Annotated in this window: 20 protein-coding genes; 19 read left to right on the forward strand and 1 reads right to left on the reverse strand. The window is 71.8% G+C overall.

The window, feature by feature from the left end:
- Positions 1–93: 93 nt before the first annotated feature.
- The 8 genes from ACFYW9_RS30795 to ACFYW9_RS30830 all read left to right on the forward strand — a co-directional run bounded on the left by ACFYW9_RS30795 (position 94) and on the right by ACFYW9_RS30830 (position 7,295).
- Positions 94–1,005 carry a LysR family transcriptional regulator gene (locus ACFYW9_RS30795; RefSeq protein ID WP_389157172.1) on the forward strand — a complete coding sequence of 304 codons (912 nt, stop codon included), beginning with the start codon at positions 94–96 and terminating at the stop codon, positions 1,003–1,005.
- A 179-nt stretch (positions 1,006–1,184) separates the two neighbouring features.
- Positions 1,185–2,108, forward strand: a complete 924-nt coding sequence (locus tag ACFYW9_RS30800) for a VOC family protein (protein ID WP_389157175.1) — start codon at positions 1,185–1,187, stop codon at positions 2,106–2,108.
- A gap of 88 nt (positions 2,109–2,196) precedes the next feature.
- Complete coding sequence (locus ACFYW9_RS30805) at positions 2,197–3,645, forward strand: NAD-dependent succinate-semialdehyde dehydrogenase (protein WP_351865256.1); 1,449 nt, start codon at positions 2,197–2,199, stop codon at positions 3,643–3,645.
- A 5-nt stretch (positions 3,646–3,650) separates the two neighbouring features.
- Positions 3,651–4,448: a fumarylacetoacetate hydrolase family protein gene (locus ACFYW9_RS30810; RefSeq protein ID WP_389157179.1), complete on the forward strand. Its 798-nt coding sequence runs from the start codon at positions 3,651–3,653 to the stop codon at positions 4,446–4,448.
- Positions 4,445–4,816, forward strand: coding sequence for a VOC family protein (locus ACFYW9_RS30815; RefSeq protein ID WP_351865251.1), 372 nt, complete (start codon positions 4,445–4,447; stop codon positions 4,814–4,816). Before ACFYW9_RS30810 ends, ACFYW9_RS30815 begins: the two co-directional genes overlap by 4 nt.
- 50 nt (positions 4,817–4,866) lie before the next feature.
- Positions 4,867–5,649: an alpha/beta hydrolase gene (locus ACFYW9_RS30820; protein WP_351865248.1), complete on the forward strand. Its 783-nt coding sequence runs from the start codon at positions 4,867–4,869 to the stop codon at positions 5,647–5,649.
- Entirely contained in the window at positions 5,646–6,269 is a 624-nt protein-coding gene (locus ACFYW9_RS30825; RefSeq protein ID WP_389157184.1) for a heme-binding protein, read from the forward strand. Before ACFYW9_RS30820 ends, ACFYW9_RS30825 begins: the two co-directional genes overlap by 4 nt.
- A 3-nt stretch (positions 6,270–6,272) precedes the next feature.
- Positions 6,273–7,295 carry a methionine synthase II (cobalamin-independent)-like protein gene (locus ACFYW9_RS30830; RefSeq protein WP_389157187.1) on the forward strand — a complete coding sequence of 341 codons (1,023 nt, stop codon included), beginning with the start codon at positions 6,273–6,275 and terminating at the stop codon, positions 7,293–7,295.
- Positions 7,296–7,397: 102 nt separating this feature from the next.
- On the opposite strand, the gene ACFYW9_RS30835 is transcribed toward ACFYW9_RS30830, so the two are convergent.
- Positions 7,398–7,685 carry a putative quinol monooxygenase gene (locus tag ACFYW9_RS30835; protein WP_389157190.1) on the reverse strand — a complete coding sequence of 96 codons (288 nt, stop codon included), beginning with the start codon at positions 7,683–7,685 and terminating at the stop codon, positions 7,398–7,400.
- Between the two features lie 208 nt (positions 7,686–7,893).
- Between ACFYW9_RS30835 and ACFYW9_RS30840 the strand changes: the two genes are divergently transcribed.
- The 11 genes from ACFYW9_RS30840 (at position 7,894) to ACFYW9_RS30890 (ending at position 20,729) form a co-directional block, all read left to right on the forward strand.
- The gene (locus ACFYW9_RS30840) at positions 7,894–9,342 is read left to right on the forward strand and encodes an aldehyde dehydrogenase family protein (protein WP_389157193.1); all 1,449 of its coding nucleotides are present in this window, start codon (positions 7,894–7,896) and stop codon (positions 9,340–9,342) included.
- A 32-nt stretch (positions 9,343–9,374) separates the two neighbouring features.
- Positions 9,375–10,586 carry an L-2-hydroxyglutarate oxidase gene (gene lhgO / locus ACFYW9_RS30845; protein ID WP_389157196.1) on the forward strand — a complete coding sequence of 404 codons (1,212 nt, stop codon included), beginning with the start codon at positions 9,375–9,377 and terminating at the stop codon, positions 10,584–10,586.
- Between the two features lie 130 nt (positions 10,587–10,716).
- Positions 10,717–11,577: an amidohydrolase family protein gene (locus ACFYW9_RS30850; protein ID WP_326789632.1), complete on the forward strand. Its 861-nt coding sequence runs from the start codon at positions 10,717–10,719 to the stop codon at positions 11,575–11,577.
- A 13-nt stretch (positions 11,578–11,590) separates the two neighbouring features.
- Entirely contained in the window at positions 11,591–13,324 is a 1,734-nt protein-coding gene (locus ACFYW9_RS30855; RefSeq protein WP_389157199.1) for a thiamine pyrophosphate-dependent enzyme, read from the forward strand.
- A 20-nt stretch (positions 13,325–13,344) separates the two neighbouring features.
- Positions 13,345–14,418: an Ldh family oxidoreductase gene (locus tag ACFYW9_RS30860; protein WP_389157202.1), complete on the forward strand. Its 1,074-nt coding sequence runs from the start codon at positions 13,345–13,347 to the stop codon at positions 14,416–14,418.
- A 341-nt stretch (positions 14,419–14,759) separates the two neighbouring features.
- Positions 14,760–15,410, forward strand: a complete 651-nt coding sequence (locus tag ACFYW9_RS30865; protein WP_389157205.1) for a GntR family transcriptional regulator — start codon at positions 14,760–14,762, stop codon at positions 15,408–15,410.
- A gap of 75 nt (positions 15,411–15,485) precedes the next feature.
- Positions 15,486–16,274 carry a PIG-L deacetylase family protein gene (locus ACFYW9_RS30870; RefSeq protein ID WP_351865224.1) on the forward strand — a complete coding sequence of 263 codons (789 nt, stop codon included), beginning with the start codon at positions 15,486–15,488 and terminating at the stop codon, positions 16,272–16,274.
- Entirely contained in the window at positions 16,271–16,981 is a 711-nt protein-coding gene (locus tag ACFYW9_RS30875) for a 4-carboxy-4-hydroxy-2-oxoadipate aldolase/oxaloacetate decarboxylase (protein WP_389157208.1), read from the forward strand. Before ACFYW9_RS30870 ends, ACFYW9_RS30875 begins: the two co-directional genes overlap by 4 nt.
- A gap of 73 nt (positions 16,982–17,054) precedes the next feature.
- Positions 17,055–18,143 (forward strand): 4-oxalomesaconate tautomerase, encoded by a 1,089-nt coding sequence (locus ACFYW9_RS30880; RefSeq protein WP_389157211.1) that lies wholly within the window; start codon positions 17,055–17,057, stop codon positions 18,141–18,143.
- Between the two features lie 9 nt (positions 18,144–18,152).
- Positions 18,153–19,103, forward strand: a complete 951-nt coding sequence (locus ACFYW9_RS30885) for a catechol 2,3-dioxygenase (RefSeq protein WP_389157214.1) — start codon at positions 18,153–18,155, stop codon at positions 19,101–19,103.
- A gap of 300 nt (positions 19,104–19,403) precedes the next feature.
- On the forward strand, positions 19,404–20,729 hold the full coding sequence (locus ACFYW9_RS30890) for an MFS transporter (protein ID WP_389157218.1): 1,326 nt from the start codon (positions 19,404–19,406) through the stop codon (positions 20,727–20,729).
- The last annotated feature ends 141 nt before the right edge of the window (positions 20,730–20,870 follow it).

A 20,870-nucleotide genomic window follows, 5' to 3' on the forward strand; every position in this document is an offset into this window, starting at 1 on the left:
TGCCCCGGGGAAGGAAGTACCGCCCGCACACCCGAACGACCGGCACCGCCGCCGGGGCCCACCCCTGGCCGTAGTGGGCCTCCGGAGGAAAACATGGACCGCTTGCTCCTCATGCACAGCTTCGTCACCGTCGCGCAGGTCGGCAGCTTCAACGGCGCCGCCAAGAAGCTGGGCTCCTCCGGCTCCCTGGTGTCGCGCCATGTCGCCGAACTGGAACGGCAGGTGGGCGTCAGGCTGGTCAACCGCACGGCCCGTTCCGTCAGCCTCACCGAACCCGGCCAGCGCTACGCCGACTTCGCTGCGCGCATCCTGGAGGAGATCGAGGCCGAGGACGCGGGGATAGCCCAGCTGCACGACCGTGCCGAGGGCACGCTCAGCATCATCTGCCCCAAGTGGATCGGGAGTCTGGATCTCGGTGACGCCATCGCGGCGTTCTCCGCCTCCCACCCGAAGATCCAGGTCCGCTTCGAACTGGGGGGCATGTCCGACCGGACCTACGACTTCCTCGACAGCGGATTCGACGTGGCCTTCCACACCCGGGACCTCAGGGACTCCAGCGTCCGGCTCAAGAAGATCGCCTCACTGCCGTTCGTCCTGTGCGCCTCCGAGAAGTACCTCGAACGCGGCGGCCCGCTCACCGAGCCGAACGGGATCGCCGCCCACGAGTGCCTCGTGCACGTCAACGACCCGGTCTGGCGCATCGGCCACGGCCACGCCTCCACCCTCCACAAGATCCGCAACGTCGCCTTCTCGTCGAACTCCTACATCGCCCTGCAGAAGGCCGCCGTGCACGGGCGCGGTATCGCCCTGCTGCCCCAGCGGCCGGCGTACGACGACCTCATCTCCGGTGCTCTTCAGGTCCTGCTGCCCGAACTCGCGGTCCCCGACCGCCCCTTGTACGCGATCTACGGCCCCGGTCAGGGAACTCCGCGCAAGGTCAGCGTATTCCTGGATTTCCTCACCACCTGGTTCTCCCAGAATCCCATTCCGGTGATCCGTTCCTAGAAGACGTCCGCACGGAACTGTCCGTACCGAGCCGCCCGCACGGAGCTGTCCGCACGGAGCTGTCCGCACGGCGTTCTCCGGCCGCAAGAAACGATTGCGCATTCGGTCGAGCCGTGACCGTTGAACCCGCTGCCGCCCGAAACCTACGCTCACCGGGCGACCCGCGAAACGAGGAACCCATGGGAATCCAGAGAATCGAATCGGTCACCTACAGCATCGACGACCTCGGGGAATGCGTCCGGTTCTTCGACGACTTCGGGCTCTTCCTTCTGGAACGGACCGACGAACACGCCGTGTTCGAGACCCGCACCGGCCAGACCCTCCACCTCGACACCGCACCGGGCGCACCGCTCCCGCCCCCGGTGGAGGACGGGCCCACCCTGCGGGAGGTGGTCTGGGGCGTCGACACCCCCCAGGAGCTGGAGCGCCTGGCCGCCGCGGCCGGCCGTGACCGCCCGGTCCGGCAGGACGCCGCGGGCGTGTTCCACACCGTGGACGAGACGGGCTTCGGAGCCGGTCTGACCCTCGCCCGGCCCCGGCCCGCCGACGTCACCCCCCGGCCCGCCAACGCGCTGGGCAGCGTCACCCGCTGGAACACCGCGCTGGAGCCGATCACCCGCGTCCACCCGCTCCGCATGTGCCATGTCGCGCTCAACATCCCCAAGGAGGGCCGCGAGGAGGCCGTCGCCTTCTACGTGGACCGCCTCGGCTTCCGGCCGACCGACGTCGTCGAACCCATGGGCGTCTTCATGAAGGCACCGGGCGACGACGACCAGCACACCATGCTGCTCTGCCACCGCCCCGACAGGGCGGGCGTCAACCACGTCGCCTACGAGGTCCCCGGCTTCGACGACGTCGTCGAGGGCGGCAACCACATGATCGACCGGGGCTGGCGCGAGGCCCGCAGACTCGGCCGCCACACGGTCGGCTCCAACGTCTTCCGTTTCGTGCACGCGCCCTGCGGCGGGCGCGTCGAGTACGCCGCCGACATGGACCGCGTCGACGACTCCTACGAGACGCGCGTCCACCCGGTCACCCCGCCGCACCACATCTGGGCCCTGCGCACCAACCGCGACCAGCAGGACACCGCCCCCGTCACCTGACCCGCGCTCCGCCTCCCGCCCCGCCGCCCCGGCCTCCGAGCCGTGGGCTCCCACCGTCTCGTCCGCCGGCCTGAGAGGGCTCCCACCCATGACCACCGACCACGGCTATCCCGCCGTCCGCCTGTACATAGCGGGGCAATGGTGCCCGGGCGGCACCGGACGCACCGCCCCGATCGTCAACCCGGCCACCGAAGAGGTGATCGGAGAGGTCCCCCTCGCCACCACCGACGACCTGGACCGCGCCCTCGACGCCGCCGCGCGGGGATTTCGGACCTGGCGCGACACCCCCGTCGCCCGGCGCACCGCGATCCTGCACACCGCCGCCGACCTGCTCACCGAGCGGGCCGCCGAGGTCGGCCGGATCATGACCCTCGAACAGGGCAAGCCCCTGGCCGAGGCCACCGGGGAGGCCCGCCGCGTCGCGGACACCCTGCGCTGGCACGCCGACGACGCCCGCCGCGCCTACGGCCGCATCATCCCCTCCGCCCCGGGCACCCTGCTGTCCGTACGCCGTGAACCGGTCGGCCCCGTCGCCGCGTTCGTCCCCTGGAACTTCCCGGCGGGCGGACCGATGCGCAAGATCTCCTCGGCCCTCGCCGCGGGCTGCTCCATCGTCATCAAGGCGTCCGAGGAGACCCCGGCCACGGCCGCCGCCCTCGTCGGCTGCTTCGTGGACGCCGGACTGCCGGACGGCGTCCTCAACCTCGTCTTCGGCGAACCGGCCGAGGTGTCGGCCCACCTGATCGCCTCGCCCGTCATCCGTCTCGTCGCCTTCACCGGCTCGGTCCCCGTGGGCAAGCTGCTGGCCGCCGCCGCGGGCGAGGTCATGAAGCCGTCCCTGATGGAGCTCGGCGGCCACGCCCCCGTGATCGTGTGCGCGGACGCCGACCCCGCCCGCGCCGCCCGCCGCGCCGCCCAGGCCAAGTTCGCCAACGCCGGCCAGGTCTGCACCTCGCCGAGCCGCTTCCTCGTCCACGAGAGCCTCGTCGACGACTTCACCGCCGAGTTCGTGAAGGCGGCCGAGGCGGTCGTCGTCGGCGACGGCCTGGCCGAGGGCACGACCATGGGCCCCCTCGCCAACGAACGCCGGCTGCGGGCGATGGAGCGGCTGACCGCCGACGCCGTACGCCGCGGCGCCACCGTGCGCACCGGCGGCGAACGCCTGGACCGCGCGGGCTACTTCTTCGCGCCGACCGTCCTCACCGACGTGCCCCCGGACGCGGACCTGATGCGCGAGGAACCGTTCGGGCCGCTCGCGCCCGTCACCGCGTTCGGCGACCTCGACGACGCGCTGCGCACCGCCAACGAACTGCCCTACGGGCTCGCCGCGTACGCCTTCACCGAGTCCGCGGCCACCGCCGAACACCTGGTGCGCGAACTGGAGGCGGGCATCCTCTCGGTCAACCACTGCGGCGGCTCGGTCCCCGAGGCACCCTCGGGCGGCGTCAAGGAGAGCGGTTACGGCAGGGAGGGCGGGCCCGAGGCGCTGGAGGCCTATCTGGTCACCAAGCGCGTCTCCCACCTCCTGGCGGGCTGAACACCATGAGGTACACCCGTGTGTCGGCCGGCGGCCGGGCGGTGTGGGGCCGCGTGGGGGAGCAGGACATCGAGCTGCTCTCCGGGTCCCCCCTGAAGGCCATGGACCGGCACGGGTACGACGATCCCGGCCTCACCGTCATCGGCACCGTGCCCCGGGCCGAGGCCGTCTGGCTGCCGGTCGTCGTCCCGCCCGTGTTCTACGCCGTGGGCCTGAACTACCCACGCCACATCGCGCATTGCGGAGCCGAGGTCCCCGCACGCCCCGAAGTGGGCTACCGGGCCAACAGCGCGCTGACCGGCCACGGATCGCCCATCGTCAAACCGGCGGACGTGTCCGGCCGGTTCGAGGCCGAACCCGAACTCGTCGCCGTCATCGGCCGTACGCTGCGGCACGCCACGTACGAACAGGCCCGCGCCTCGGTCTTCGGCTGGACGATCGGCAACGACGTCAGCGCCCGTGACTGGCAGCACCGGGACCGCACGTTCTGGCGCAGCAAGAACAGCGACACGTTCAAGCCGATGGGTCCCTGGATCCAGACGGACGTCGACGCCCTCGCGCAGACGACCACACTCCGGGTCAACGGCGAGGAACGGGCCGTGTTCCCGACCGGCGACATGGTCTTCGACCCGTACGACTACATCGTCGAGATCACCCGGCACATCACCATGCGCCCCGGCGACGTGCTGTGGATGGGCGCCGAGTCGACCTGCCGGATCGAGCCCGGGGACACCGTCGACATCGAGATCAGCGGTATCGGCGTGCTCTCCAACCCCGTACATCCAGAAGGGAATTCCGTATGAGCAAGGCCCCGCGCTACATCCACCACGTCAACTTCCCCACCACCGACCCCGACCGCACCGCCGAGTGGTACACGAAGGTCTTCGGGATGAAGCGGATCATGCCCAAGTCCAACACCCGGGTCGTCCTGATGACCCGCGGCAACTTCGACCTCCACTTCACCCCGGTCGAGGAGATGGAGCGCATGGCGCCCTACCACTTCGCCGTCGAGGTCGACGACTGGGACGAGTTCCTCGCCCATCTGAAGGACCTGGGCATCCGGCACACCCGCCCCATCGAACGCCCCGAGAACCAGTCCAAGTTCTGCTACATCCACGACCCCGACCACACCATGATCGAGCTGGTCTTCCACGGCAGGCGCACCGACTGAGTTCGCGCCGCCCGGATTCCCTTCCCCCGAAGTTCCAGGAGTTCCCTCCCATGCCTTTCGCCGACTCCGACGGCACCTCCCTCTACTACGAGCGCCACGGCAGCGGTCCGGTGATCCTCTTCGTGCACGGCAGCGGCGGCAACCACGCCGCCTGGTGGCAGCAAGTGGCCGCCCTGCGCGAGGAGTTCACCGTCGTCACCCTGGACCTGCGCGGCTTCGGCAAGTCCGACTCCTCGATGCCGGAGTTCGACGGCCAGGACTTCCCCGGCGACGTCCTCGCCGTCCTGGACGCCGAGGACCTCACCGACGTGATGCTGGTGGGCCAGTCCATCGGCTCGGTGGCCGCCCTGCGCGCCGGCCTGCTGCGCCCCGACCGGGTCGGGGCCGTCGTCCTCGGCCACTCCCTCGGCGGCATCAGCCACCCCGAACTGCGCGAACTGGCCGCGGCCGACCGCGCCGAGGCCGTCAAGCTGCCCGTCATCGACCGGCTGCTCACCCGGCGCTTCCAGCGGGAACACGCCGACCGCACCTTCCTCTTCCAGCAGATGGGCACCTTCAACGTCGCCAGGATGGCCGACCTGCGCAACCTCGACACGGACGGTCCCTCGCTGCGGGACATCGAGGAGTCGGGCGTCGAGATCGCCTTCCTGCTCGGCGAGAAGGACGCGGTGCTCAGCGTGAAGACCGTGACCCGCGCCCACGAACTGCTCCCGGGCTCCCGGCTGGAGATCGTCCCGGAGGCCCCGCACTCCATGTACTGGGAGACACCCGGCCCCTACAACCGGGCCGTCGCGCACCTGCGCCGCACCCTCGGACGGAAGGACGCCGCATGAGCAGCCTCACCCTCGACGCCGCCGATGAGATCGTCGCCGCCGCGCTGAAGCGGGCCCAGGCGCTCGGGAAGGCGGTCAGCGTCGCCGTGGTGGACGCGGGCGGCTTCGTCGTCAGTGTCCGCCGCTGCGACGGCGCCCGCCCCCTGACCCCGGACATCGCCCGCGCCAAGGCGTACACCGCGGCCGTGATGCAGCGCCCCGGAAAGATGCTGAAGAAGTGGCAGGAGAGCCAGCCGGTCTTCTTCGCCCAGCTCTCCCAACTGCCGGGCGCCGCCCTGCCCATCATGGCCACCGAGGGCAGCGTCACCATCAAGAAGGACGGCGAGATCATCGGCGGACTCGGCATCGCGGGCGGCACCGCGGACGAGGACCAGCGGGTCGCCGACGAGGTCCTCGGATCCCTCGGCTACGAACTGGAGTTCGCGGCCTGGGGCGTCGCGGGCACGGCGTCCGGCGACCACGAGAAGCCCCGGGACACCGGGCACGCGGGGGCGCCCCGGAACGCCGGACACGCCGGGACGGCACGGGACTCCGAACACGCCGGGACGGCACGGAGCGCCGACAGCGCCGACAGCGCCGAGAACGCACGGAACGCCGAGAAAACCGAGAAGGGTGCCTGAGCCATGGCGGACACGTTCAACTACCGCATCGACCACCACGGCAGCCTGGTCCGCCCGGCCGGCCTCACGGACCGGGGCGACGACCCCGCGGCACTGGACGACGCCGTCAAGGAGGCGGTGGCCCTCCAGCGCGGGGTGCGTTCCACCGTCGTCACGGACGGCGACTTCCCGTACGAGGACTTCCGCGGTGCCGTCCTCGGCGGCGTGTCCGGTTTCCGCCGTACGGGGGACACCGGGCCAGACGGCCTGGCCCGCTGGGTGGCCGAGTCCCTGCCCAAGGCCGACGGTCCCCTCCTGGCCGACCGGGCGGCCCGGCTGGCCGAGCTGACGGTCATCGCGCCCAAGGTGTCCCTGCCGTCCCCGGCCTACCTCGCCGCCACCACCTTCGACCCCGCTCTCGCGGGTTCCGGCGGTCCGGCCTCGGCCCGCGAACTCGGCGAGGCCCTGGCGGAGATCATCCACGCGGAGATCGGACTGCTCGTCTCCCACGGAGTCCGGCTGATCCAGCTCGACAACCCCCTGCTGCTCGGCCACATCGCGGCCGGGCCGGACACCGCCGGCGCGCTGGCCTTCGAGGACGCGCTCGCCGTGGAGGCACTCGCGGTGCGCCTGGACGAGCGCCCCGAGGGGGTACGGATCGGCGTCTGCCCCGGCCGGCGGGCACCGGACGCGGTGGACCGGGCCAGGGCCGAGCGGCTGTACGGCGAGATCCCGGCCGACCGCTGGATCCTCCCGTGCGACCGGGGGACGGCCGCCGAACTCGACCTGCTCAGGGCACTGCCGGAGGACCGGGACGCGTGCCTCGGGGTCGTGGACGCGGCCACCCCCGAACTGGAGGCGATCGACACGGTGCTGGCCCGCATCGACGCCGGCGCCGAGATCAAGGACATCGAGGACATGGCCCTCTCGCCGTCCCGCGGCTTCGCCGACGTCGCGACGCGACCGCTCCTCGGCGCCGAGGACCAGCGCCGCAAACTGGTCCTCGTGGAGACTCTCGCCCGCTACTGCTGGGGCAACGAGTTCTGACCCGGTGACCGACGCCGGCCGGGAGCCACGGGGGTCTCCCGGCCGACGGACGCGGGGGATCGGTGGCTTCCCGGCCGACGGTCGCACACCGGGCCCGGCGGTTCACAGCACCTCGGCGAACGTCACCGTACGTTCCGTGAGCAGCGGCAGGACGACGCCCACGACGAACTCCGTGAAGTGGTCCGCCGCCCGGTGCGCCTCGAAGCCCGCGCGGTCCGTGTACCGCTCGTAGAGCACGAACGACCCCGGCCGGTCCACCTCGGCGTGCACCTCGTAGGCGAGGTTCGCCGGCTCGCCGGGGGTGAGTTCGCGCATCTTCAGCAGCGCCGCGCGCACGGTGTCCGCGTCGGCGGGCGCGCAGCGGTAGTGGGCGACGACGGCGAGAGCCATGTGTTTCCTCCGTAGGAGCGGGGTCGTCGGACCCGCCGATTCCAGCACGAATCCCCTGATGAGCGACCCGCGCGGCGCGCAAGCAATGTCTGCCGCCGCGGGACTGGCCGACCGGGTCCCCGCTCGTGTGTTGTCGGTGCGGCCCCTGCGGCCGTCCCATCCGGTTGACCGCGGCCCCGCACCGCGGCGGACGAGAGAAGTGATCTTGATGCGAACCCTGGAAACCCTCATCGGTGGGGAGTGGGTGGCGACCGGCGCGTGGATCGACGTCCACGACCCCGCCGACCTGCGCGCCCCCGTGGCCCGCGTTCCCGCGCTGAGGGCGGCCGATGTCACCGACGCCTACGACCACGCCGAGCGGGGCTTCGCCGTCTGGAAGCGCACCAGCCCGTTCGAGCGCGCCCGGATCATGACGGACGCGGCCCGGCTGCTGCGCGAGCGCGTCGCGGAGATCGCCGAGGACCTCAGTACCGAGATGGGCAAGACCCGTGCCGAGGCGACCGGGGAGACCCTCAAGGCCGCCGACTTCCTGGAGTACTACGCGGGTCTCGCCCGCCAGGGCTACGGCACGCTCGTGCACGACGTACGCCCGGACACCCGCACGCACCACCAGCGCGAGCCGGTCGGCGTCGTCCTCGCGATCACCCCCTGGAACGACCCGCTGATCACCCCGGCCCGCAAGCTGGCCCCGTGCCTCGCCGCGGGCAACGCGGCGATCCTCAAACCGGCCACCGACACCCCCCAGGCAGCCCTGCACCTGGCCCGTGCCCTGCACGACGCGGGGCTGCCCGCCGGTGTCCTGGGCGTGGTCACCGGACGCGGCGCGGAGATCTCCGACGCGCTGCTCGGAGACCCGCGCCTCACCGCCGTCACCTTCACCGGCAGCAACGAGGTCGGCGAGGGACTGCGGGCCGCGCTCGCCCACACGAACGTCCGCTTCCAGGGCGAACTCGGCGGCAAGAACGCCACCGTGGTCCTCGCCGACGCCGACCTGGGCGCCGCCGCCGAGGCCGTGGCCGCCGCCGGCTTCGCCCAGGCCGGACAGCGCTGCACGGCCACCAGCCGGGTGATCGTCGAGCGGCCGGTGTACGAGGAGTTCACCGCGCTGCTGCTCGCCGAGGCCGCCACCCTGCGCGTCGGACCGGGACTCGCCGCGGGCACCACGATGGGGCCGCTGGTCAGCGCCCGGCAGCGGGACGGCGTCCTCTCCGGCATCGAGCGCGCCGTCAAGCAGGGCGCGACGGTCCTCGCCGGCGGCGACCGGCCCACGGACGAGGTCCTGAGCCACGGCTGTTACGTCAATCCGACCGTGCTCGCGGACGTGGCCCCGGACCTCGACATCTGGCGCGAGGAGGTGTTCGGACCGGTCGTCGCGTTGCGCGCGGTGGACTCCTTCGACGAGGCGGTCGAAGCGGTCAACGACTCGGTCTTCGGCCTCGCCGCCGCCGTGTTCACCCAGGACCTGGGCGCCGCCCACCGGTTCGCGGACGAGGTGGAGTGCGGCCAGATCGCGGTGAACACCACCACCTCCGGATGGGACGTCCACCACCCGTTCGGGGGTTTCCGTGACTCCGGCTCGCCGTTCAAGGAGCAGGGCGAGGAAGGGCTGCGCTTCTACACCCGGGTCAAGACCGTCGCCATCCACTTCGGTGCCTGACGGTGCCGTGAGCGGTGAGAGGAGGAGAGCGGATGGCTGACGAGACGATCGCCGTCGTCGGCGCCGGGATCGTGGGTCTGGCCACGGCACGGGAGATCGCCCTGCGCCGGCCCGGTACGCGGGTCGTGGTCCTGGACAAGGAGCAGGAGGTCGCCGTCCATCAGACCGGCCACAACTCGGGTGTGGTGCACGCCGGTATCTACTACCGGCCCGGCAGCCTCAAGGCCCGCCTGTGCACCCGGGGGATGACGATGCTCCGCGCGTACTGCCGGGAACGGCGGCTGCCCTACGACGAGTGCGGCAAGCTCGTCGTCGCCGTCACGGACGACGAGGTGCCGCGTCTTCAGGCCCTGTACGCCAAGTCCCTGGAGAACGGGGTGCCGGGCCTGCGCCGGGTCCACGCGGACGAGATCCATGAGATCGAGCCGTACGCCGTGGGCCGGGCGGCCCTGCACTCTCCGCGCACCGCCATCACCGACTACACCGCGATCGCCCGGTCGTTCGCCCGGGACGTCGTGGACTCCGACGGCGAGGTGCGGCTCGGCTTCCCGGTCACCCGCGTCACCCGCCTCACCGGCGGGGGCATCGAGGTCGCCTCCGGTGCCGAAACCCTGCGCGCCGGCCGCCTGGTGCTCTGCGCGGGACTCCAGAGCGACCGTGTCGCCCGGCTGGCCGACGACGGGGACGAGCCGCGCATCGTCCCCTTCCGCGGCGAGTACATGACCGTCACACCGAGCAGGGCGCACATGGTCCGCGGCCTCATCTACCCCGTGCCCGACCCGCGTTACCCCTTCCTCGGCGTGCACTTCACCCGCCGCGTGAACGGCGACGTGGAGGTGGGACCCAACGCGGTCCTCGCCCTCGCCCGCGAGGGATACCGCCGCTCCGACATCGACGTCCGCGAACTCGCCCGCATCGCCCGCTTCCCCGGCATGTGGCGCCTGGCCAGGGAACACTGGCGCACCGGCGTCAAGGAGATACGCGGCTCACTGTCGGTGGACGCCTACATGAACGCCGCCAGGGCGTACGTCCCCGCCCTCCACGCCGGCGACGTGGTGCGCGGCGGGGCCGGCGTACGCGCCCAGGCGCTCGGCAGGGACGGCTCGCTGGTGGACGACTTCGTCATCCACCAGGCCGGTGGCGTCACCGCCGTACGCAACGCCCCCTCGCCCGCCGCGACCTCCTCGATGGCGATCGCGGAACACATCGCCGACACCGTCCTCGGCGACACCCGCGCAACCTGAACATGCCCCGTGCGCAGGGCACTTCCGCGCAAGAACTGCTTGCGCCCCCAGCGCTCGGCAAAGGCCTTTCGCCGACCTAGCGTTCCCTCCGCACCACCCGGCACCCCTCCGCAGAGAAACGGCAGATGACATGTTCGTTGTCGACACCCAGATCCACATCTGGAAGGAAGAGACCCCGGACCGCCCCTGGGTCCCCGGCGCACGGGAGCGCATCCGCCTCAACGGGCACCGCGAGGACCCGTTCTCCTACGAGGAGGCCCTCGAGCTGATGGACGAGGCGGGCGTCAACCGGGCGCTGATCCTGCCCCCGTCCTGGGAGGGCAACCGCATCGACTACGCCCTCGAGGCCTGCGAGGCCCACCCGGACCGCTTCGGCATCATGGCCCGAGTCCCGCAGGACGACGCCGTCGAGGGCACCGCGATGCTGAAGGACTTCGCGCGGAACCCGCACATCAAGGGGACCCGGCTCACCTTCCACCGCCCGCAGGACCGCAACTGGATGATCGACGGCACCAACGACTGGTACTGGCCGATCGCCGAGGAACTCGGCATCCCCACCATGGTCCACGCCCCGATCTGGAAGCGCGAGCTCGGCGAGATCGCCGCCAAGCACCCCGGCCTGAAGATCATCATCGACCACATGGGCATCATGGCCCGCTGCGTGGACGACGCGATCGGCTACTGGGTCCAGGAGACCGCCGACCTGGCCGTGCACCCGAACATCTACGTCAAGGTCTCGGCGCTCCCCGGCTACTCGACGCAGCCCTTCCCGAACAAGAACATCGAGAAGTACGTGCGCGAGATGGTCGACAAGCTGGGCCCCCAGCGGTGCTTCTACGGCACCGACATCACCCGTCTGCTGGGCCACGGCATCACCTACACCGACACCATCGAACAGTTCACCCAGCACTGGGACTTCACGCCCGAGGAACTGGAGTGGATCCTGGGCCGCGGCATCTCCGAGGTCCTCGACTGGCCGATCGAAGGCTGAGGACACACCGGAGATGACGGACACCGAGAACACACCGGGTGCCGGCGGCAAGGACGGCGGTGAAGCGCTCGTATCGGCCTTCAACGCCGTCGGCGCCGACTACGTCTTCTGCTCGTCCGGGTCGGAATGGGCCCCGGTCTGGGAATCCCTGGCCCGGCGCCACCGCGACGGCGAGCCCGCACCGGAATACCTGGACCTCACCCACGAGACCGTGGCGGTCGGGATGGCCACCGGCTACGGCCTGCTCGCCCGCCGCCCGCAGGCCGTGCTCCTGCACGCGGCCCCCGGCCTGCTCCAGGGCTCCATGGCCGTCCACGGAGCCCTGCTGGCCGGCGTCCCCATGGTGGTCGCCTCCTCGGAGTCGACCACCTACGGCGACGGACCCGGACAGGACCCCGGAGGTCAGTGGTACCGCAACCTGTCCGTCGTGGGCGGACCGCACGGCATCGCAAGGCCGTTCACCAAGTGGTCCAACGAGGCCGCCGGGGTGCACACCCTGCCCTCCATGGTCACGCGGGCGGCCGAGCTGGCCTGGCGGGCACCGGCCGGACCGGTCTACCTCGACATCCCGCTGGAGATCCTGCTGGAGGAGTGGGACGGCCGCGAGGCCAAGCCCGTCGTCCCACCGGGTTCGACCCACAGCTCCCCCGAAGAGGCCGACCTCGTCGCCGAGTTGATCCGCGAAGCGGCCGTCCCGGTGATCGTCACCGAGACGGCGGGCCGCGAGGCGGGCGGCTTCGAGGCCCTGGTCGCCTTCGCCGAGGCCTGGAACCTCCCGGTCGTCGAACCCGACTCGGCGGTGTGCGGCAACTTCCCGCGCACCCACCCGCTGCACGCGGGCTCGGACATCGGCCCCTGGATGGACGAGGCCGATCTCATCCTCCTCGTCAACTGCCGCGCCCCCTTCTATCCGCCGTCGCGCCGCCCGTCCAAGGCGCGGATCGTGGTCATCGACGAGGTGCCGCAACGCCCGCACGTCGCCTACCAAGTCCTCTTCGCCGACCGCTATCTGGAGGGAAACGTCACCAACACCCTGCGCCAGCTCGCCAAGCGGGCGCACGCACGGCCGCCGGACCCCGAGGCCACGGCCGCCCTCACCGCGCGCCGGGCGGAGCACGAGGAGCGGCACGCGGACGAACAGTCCGCCATCGCGGCCGCCGAGGCGAAGGCGGCGCGATCCGAGGGCGTCGACCCCGTGCACGTCGCCGCCACCCTGCGCGGGCTCCTGGAGGGCCAGGACGCGATCGTCGTCGACGAGACGATCACGCACAGCCGTGTCGTCAAACGCCATCTGCGGACCTCCGAGCCCGACGCGTACTTCTACGTCCAGGGCGGACTCGGCCAGGGCATCGCGGTCGCGCTCGGCGTCAAACTCGCCGCGCGGGAACGGCCCGTGGTCCTCACGATCGGCGACGGCGCCTTCACGTACAACCCGGTCATCCCGTCGTACGACGCCTCGAACGCGTACGGACTGCCGCTGCTGATCGTGGTCTTCAACAACCGTGTCTACAAGTCGATGAACCTCAACCATCGCCGGTTCTACCCCGAGGGTGCGGCGGCCGAGACCGGCGAGTGGCTCGGCACCGACCTGCGCCGGCTGCCCCGGCTCGCCCGGTTCGCCGAGCCGTTCGGCATGCACACCGAGACCGTCGACGCGCCGGACGCGCTCGCCCCCGCCCTGGAGCGCGCGCTCAAGGCCGTGGCGGAGGGCACCACCGCCGTCGTCGACGTCCTCGTCACCCGCTGACCCAGGAGGCACCCGCCACCATGACCGACACCCCAACGCCCGAGCCGGGCAAGGTGCTCGTCCCCGCCGAGGAGCTCCGCGGATTCGCCGCGGCCCTCCTCGAGAAGGGCGGCCTCGGCGCCGAGCACGCCCGTACCACCGCCGACGTGTTCGTCTGGGCCGCACTGCGCGGCGTCGACTCCCACGGCACCGCGCGTGTCCCCGCCTACCTGGAACTGCTCTCCAAGGGGGTGGCCAACGCCCGTCCCGAGATCACGGTCGAGTCGAGCACCCCGGCCGTCGCCGTCCTCGACGCCGACCGCGCGCCGGGCCCGGTGGCCCTCACCGCCGCCGCCGAGGAGGCGGTCGCCCGGGCCAGGACGAGTGGAATCGCGGCCGTCGGGGTGCGCCGCACCGTGCACACCGGTGCCATCGGCTACTACGTCTCGAAGATCGCCGAACAGGGCCTGATCGGCATCGCGTTCGTCGCCGGCATGCCCAACATGGGCTACACCGGAGTCAAGGGCGCGGCGGTCGCGACCAGCCCGCTCGCCGTCGCCGTACCCGCGAACAGTCATGCCCCACTGCTTCTGGACATGGCCACCGCCACCATCGCCCTGGGCCGGATCAGGCAGGCCAGGGCGAACGGGACCGCGCTGCCCGAGGGCGCCGCCGCCACCGGGGACGGCACCCCCACCACCGATCCGGACAAGGCGGTCATGCCGCTGCCGCTGGGCGGCGCCAAGGGGTCCGGCATGTCGCTCGCCTTCGAGCTGCTGACCAGCGTCCTCGTCGGCGCTCCCATCTTCGCCGCCTTCCACTCCGACGATCCCGAAGGCCGCAGACACCGCCAGAACGCGCTGATCGTCGCCATCGACCCGGCGGCCTTCGGTGACGCCGGAGAGTTCACCGCGGCCGTCGACGCCACGCTCGCCACGCTCAAGGCGCTGACTCCGGCGGACGGAGCGCAGGGCGTGTTCTATCCGGGGGAGCGCAGCGCCTCGGTCGCGGCGCGGCGCGCGGGGGAGGGGGTGCCCGTGGCTGCCAAGGTGTGGCGCGAACTGACCGAGAGCGCGGCCGGGTTCGGCATCGCCGTGCCCGAGGTCCAGGGGTAGCTCCCGGACGACTTCTCACCCAGGCGGCCCGGTGCCGCGGCAGACGGACAGGGTCTGCCGCGGCACCGGGCCGCTCCGCTGTCGCCGCCCGGCCGGTGCCGTGAACGCGCGGGCCTGTACGTGAACGCGGCGGGCCCGCCCGGTCGCGTCGCACGAGACGAGCGCCCCTTTGGCCGGCCCCGGGTCCGCCCCGGCTCCCGGCACGGGCCCCCGCGTCTCCCGGAGCGGCGGCGGACCCGTGGGTTCCGCCGCCGCACGGTCGGCAACATGCCGAACAAAATTGTTGACAATCTTGTTGGTCTAGATTTACGTTCGACAGGCACTCACTCAGGGAGGGCGCAATGCAGACGGAAGCCCGTCCAGGCACCGGCGAGCAGGCCAAGCAGCACGCGTTGGTGCAGCTGCGGCAGGCGATTCTGCGCGGAGAGATGGCACCGGCCCAGCGGCTGGTGGAGAACGAACTCGCCGAGCAGTTCGGTGTCACCCGGGCCAGCGCGCGGGCGGCGTTGATCGAGCTGGAATCGGAGGGACTGGTCGAACGGATCCGCAACCGCGGATCACGCGTCCGGGTGGTGACCGTGGAGGAAGCGGTCGCCATCACCGAGTGCCGTATGGCCCTCGAAGGCCTCTGCGCCGCCAAGGCGGCCGTCCTGGCCACCGACGACCAGCTCGCCGAGCTGGCCGGCCTGGGCGCCGCCATGGTCAAGGCGGTCGGCGACGGTGAACCCATCACCTACTCCGAACTGAACCACGAAGTACACGCCCGGATCAGGGAGTTCTCCGGCCAGCGGACGGCCGTGGAACTCCTGGAACGGCTCAACGCCCAGCTGGTTCGCCACCGCTTCCAGCTGGCTTTGCGTCCCGGTCGTGCGCAGCAGTCCCTGAGTGAACACCTGGCCATGATCGAGGCGATCGAGGCCAGGGACCCGCAGGCGGCCGAAGCGGCCGTCCGCGCTCACCTCGGCAGTGTGATCGAAGCGCTGCGCGACTGACGCACCGCGTGTCGCCGCGCGGTGCGACGGACAGCCGAGGCGGGCGCCCACCTGTCCACCAAGGAGATTGCTGCAATGACGCACGGCTACGCGCCCGCCACCCCCGAGCCCCCGGCCCCGCCCGAGCCCGGGGGGAGCCCGTCACGATCGACGCTCGTCGTCACCGCGCACGCCGGAGACTTCGTGTGGCGGGCAGGGGGCGCGATCGCCCTGGCCGCGTCCCGCGGGGAGAAGGTCACCATCGCGTGTCTGACCTTCGGCGAGCGCGGTGAGTCCGCCAAGGCCTGGCGCGAGGGCAAGAAGCTCGACGAGATCAAGGCGATACGCCGCGAGGAGGCCGAGAAGGCCGCCGCCACGCTCGGCGCCGCGGTCCGCTTCTTCGACGCCGGCGACTACCCGCTGACCGCCACCGCCGAGCTCACCGACCGCCTGGTGGCGGTCTACCGCGAGACCCAGCCGGACGTCGTGCTCACCCACCCGGCCGAGGACCCGTACAACGGCGACCACCCCGCCGCCAACCGCATGGCGCTGGAGGCCCGGGTCCTCGCCCAGGCCATCGGCTACCCCGGCGACGGCGAGATCATCGGCGCCCCGCCCGTCTTCTGCTTCGAGCCCCACCAGCCCGAGATGAGCGGCTTCAGGCCCGAGGTCCTCCTCGACATCACCGAGGTGTGGGAGACCAAGCGCAAGGCGATGGAGTGCCTCGGCGCCCAGCAGCACCTGTGGGACTACTACACCGACCTCGCCGTGCGCCGAGGCGTCCAGCTCAAGCGCAACGCCGGCCCCAACCTGGGCCTGGCCCACAAGACCATGGCCGAGGCGTTCATGCGTCCCTACCCGCAGATCGCGAAGGAGCTGGCATGAGCGGCGTGATCGTCACCGGCCCGCCGAAGGCGGACGCGAAGGACGTCGAGGCGATCGCCGGATACGGCACCGCGACCGTGCACGAGGCCATGGGCCGCACCGGCCTGCTCGGCACGCGTCTGCGCCCCGTCCAGCAGGGCGTCCGGGTCGCGGGCACCGCGGTCACCGTCCTGTCCTGGCCCGGCGACAACCTCATGATCCACGCCGCTGTGGAGCAGTGCGCAGAGGGCGACGTCCTCGTCGTCACCACCACCTCGCCCTCCACCGACGGCATGTTCGGCGAACTGTTCGCCACCGCGCTCCAGCGCCGCGGTGTGCGCGGTCTGGTCATCAACGCCGGCATCCGGGACACCGCCGAACTGCGGGAGATGGGCTTCGCCGCCTGGTCCGCCGCCGTCAGCCCGCAGGGCACCGTGAAGGCGACCGGCGGCTCCGTGAACGTGCCGGTGGCCATCGGCGGCCAGATCGTCCGGCCCGGCGACGTGATCCTCGCCGACGACGACGGCGTGGTGTGCGTGCCGCGCGAGGAAGCCCGCGAGGTCGCCGAGGCCTCCGCGGCCCGCGAGCGCAAGGAGGCGCTGGCCCGCGCCGCCTTCCTCGACGGCGAACTCGGCCTGGACCGCTACGGGTTGCGCGAGACCCTGGTCCGCCTGGGCGTGACCTACACGTCGTACGACGACTACGTGCGGGACGGAGCCACGCCATGAGCGGGCCCCGCTTCCGGGCCGGATCCGGGAGCCGGGTCTTGAGCGGGCCCCGCTTCTTGGACGGAGCCACGCCATGAGCGGGCCCGACGAGGTGCGCTGCATGCTCCTGCGCGGCGGCACCTCCAAGGGCGCCTACTTCCTCGCCGGGGACCTCCCCGGGGACACCGCCGAACGCGACGACCTGCTGCTGCGCGTCATGGGCAGCCCCGACCCGCGCCAGATCGACGGCCTGGGCGGTGCCCACCCGCTGACCAGCAAGGTGGCCGTGGTCTCCGTCTCCGCCGACCCGGCCGCGGACGTCGACTATCTCTTCCTCCAGGTCGCCGTGGACGAGGCGAAGGTGTCGGACCGTCAGAACTGCGGCAACATCCTCGCCGGGATCGGCCCGTTCGCCGTCGAACGCCGACTGGTCGAGCCGCGGGAGGGCCGTACCTCGGTACGCATCCGTATGGTCAACTCCGGGGACCTCGCGGTCGCGAGCTTCCCCACCGAGGACGGCCGCGTGGTCTACGAGGGCGACGCCGAGATCTCCGGGGTGCCCGGGACCGCCGCCCCCGTGGTGATCGAGTTCCCGCGGGGGAGCGGCCCGCTGCTGCCCACCGGCCATGCCCGGGACATCGTCGCCGACATCCCGGTGACCTGCGTGGACAACGGCATGCCGACCGTGCTGATCGCCGCGTCCTCGCTGGGTGTCACCGGGTACGAGACCCCCGAGGATCTGGAGGGGGATCCGGCGCTGGCCGACCGGCTCCGCGAGATCCGCCTGGAGGCGGGCAAGCTGATGGGTCTCGGGGACGTCGAGAACGCCACCGTGCCCAAGCTGACCCTGCTCGCCCCGCCCCGCGCCGGCGGGGCCGTCATGACCCGCACCTTCATCCCGGTGCGCTGCCACACCTCCATCGGTGTCCTCGGCGCCGCGAGCGTCGCCGCCGGGCTGCGCGTGGAGGGCGGAGTCGGGCACGGCGTGGCGCGCCCGCCCGAACGGGGCGACCGGCTGCGTATCGAACACCCCACCGGATTCCTCGACATCGAAGCCGGTGTCGAGTACGGCCCCGGGGGCGCCGCACCCGTGGCCCGGCGCACCGCCGTCGTCCGCACCGCACGCAAGATCTTCGACGGCACGGTCTTCCCCCGGCCGGCCGGAGCCGCACATCACCCTTAAGGAGGCCCCATGGCCCCGCCGCTCGGCGACATCGCCCACCTCGGGCACGTCGAACTGCTCACCCCCGACCTGGACGCCAGCGTCCGCTTCTTCACGGACTACCTCGGCCTGACCGAGAACGGCCGCTCCGGGGACTCCGTCCATCTGCGGACCTGGGACGACTACGAGCACCACAGCCTGACCCTCACCGCCCACACGACCTCGGGCATCCGCCGCACCGCCCTGCGCGCCTCCAGTGAGGAGGCCCTCCAGCGCCGGGTCAAGGAGATCGAGAGCGCCGGGCGCGAGGGCCGCTGGGTGCACGACGAGCCCGGTATCGGCCCGCTCTACGTCACCACCGATCCCGACGGCCACGAACTCGCCCTGTACTGGGAGAGCGAGTGGTATCAGGCGCCCGACCATCTCAAGCCCGGTCTGAAGAACCAGCCGCAGGCCAAGCCCGGTCACGGGGTCGGCGTACGACGCCTGGACCACGTGAACTTCCTCGCCTCCGACGTCGCCGCCAACGGAGACTTCGTCCGTGACGCGCTCGGGGCCCGGCCGACCGAGCAGATCCAACTCGACAGCGGCCGGATCGCCGCCCAGTGGCTGACCTTCGGCAACAAGTCGTACGACGTCGTCTACACGGAGGACTGGACGGGTTCGAGCGGGCGCCTGCACCACATCGCGTTCGCCACGGACACCCGTGAGGACATCCTGCGCGCCGCCGACCTCGCCATCGACACCGGTGTGTTCATCGAGACGGGCCCGCACAAGCACGCCATCCAGCAGACGTTCTTCCTGTACGTCTACGAACCCGGCGGCAACCGCGTCGAGCTGTGCAACCCGCTCACCCGACTCGTCCTGGCCCCCGACTGGCCCCTGGTCACCTGGACCGAGAACGAGCGGAAGAAGGGCCAGGCCTGGGGTCTGAAGACCATCGAGTCCTTCCACACCCACGGCACACCGCCCATCGGCTGACCACCCCGGTGGCGTCGCGTCGGGCGCCGATCCTTTGAGTGAACTGTTCCAGCCAGTGCACACGCGCGGGCGGCATGATCGTGTGCCGCCCGCGCGTGCTCTCACCTGCCTCTCAGCCACCCGTGCCGGGGCCACGAGAGGTGGCCTGATTGTTTCGCAGATTGTTGACAAAAGCGTTGACACTCCGGGAGTTCACTCCTTAGCGTCTGTCGCACAATCGGGTCAGCCGCACGAGCCGCGTCGACCCGCGTCCCCGATCCCCTTCCAGGGCCCCCACCTCCTGGACGAGAGGAAACAACGATGTCCTCCTCCCTCGCCCTGCCCGCTCGCGGCGGCAGACTGGCCGCGATCGTCGTCGGCCTCTGCTGGCTGGTCGTCCTCTTCGACGGCCTCGACATGTTCATCTACGGCTCCGTGCTGCCGCACATGCTGGAGACGAAGGCGCTCGGCATCGACCCCGGCAAGGCCGGCGACGTCGGCTCCTACGCCACCTTCGGCATGCTGATCGGCGCCCTGTGCTCGGGCACCGTCAGCGACTGGGTCGGCCGCAAGAAGACGATCATCGCGTCGACCGCCGTGTTCTCGCTGGCCTCCGCGGTCTGCGCCGCCGCCGGGAGCCTGGGCGTCTTCAGCCTCGGCCGCTTCCTGGCCGGCCTCGGCCTCGGCGGCCTGCTGCCGAGCGCGATCACCATGGTCACCGAATACGCGCCGAAGGGCCGCCGCGCCCTCATCGTGGGTTCCCTGATGACCGCCCACCAGGCCGGCGGCATCGTCGCCGGATTCGTGGCGCTCGGGACGGGCGACTGGCGGGTCTCCTTCTGGATCTGCGTGATACCGCTGTTCATCGGGGTTCCGCTGGCGGCCGCCTTCCTGCCCGAGTCGATGTCCTTCCTCCAGGCCAAGGGCCGTACCGACGAGGCCCGCGCGCTCGCCGACCGCTACGGGGTCGACCTGGCCGCCCGCGCCGAGGAGCGCCAGGCCGTGGCCGACCGCTTCGGCGCCGTCACCGCCCTGTTCCGCGGTGGCCGGTGGATGCAGACCCTGCTCTTCTGGATCGCGTCCTTCGGCGGTCTCCTCCTCGTCTACGGCGTCTCGCAGTGGCTGCCCTCGCTGATGAAGGCCAACGGCTACAACCTCGGCTCCTCGATCGGCTTCGTCATCGTCATCAACCTCGGCGGCATCGTCGGCATGCTGATCGGCGGACGCCTCACCGACAAGTTCGGCGGCTCGCGCATCTCCGCGATCTGGTTCGGCGCCACCGCCATCGGGATCTACTCCCTCAGCTTCAGGATGGCGCTGCCCCTCACCTACACGGTCGTCTTCCTGACCGGCATGTTCCTCTTCAGCGCCCAGGCGATGATCTACGCCACGGTGGCGCACCGCTCCGAGGACGACAACCGTGCCACCGCGGTCGGCTGGACCTCCGGAATGGGACGCTTCGGCGCCGTCTTCGGCCCCTGGCTCGGCGGCCAGCTGCTCGCCACCGGCTCGACCACCGCGGGCTTCACCGCCTTCGCCCTCGCGGGCGTCTTCTCCCTGGTGTTCGTCAGCCTGACCGGCCTGCGCCGCGTCCAGGCGACGCCCCTGGGCTCCGTCCCGCAGCAGGAGCTGGCCGCCACCGGCTGACCGGAGCGGCCCGAAGCCGGGGGGGGGGGGGGGGGGGGGGGGGGGGGGGGGGGCGGCCGCGCCCCCGGGCCGGGCGGGCGGCGGGGGGCGGCCGGGGGGGGGGGGGGGGGGGGGGGGGGCGCGGAAAGAGAGGGGAGCGGG

Source organism: Streptomyces sp. NPDC002698 (genome assembly GCF_042888945.1).
In the GTDB taxonomy this organism is placed as follows: Bacteria; Actinomycetota; Actinomycetes; order Streptomycetales; family Streptomycetaceae; genus Streptomyces.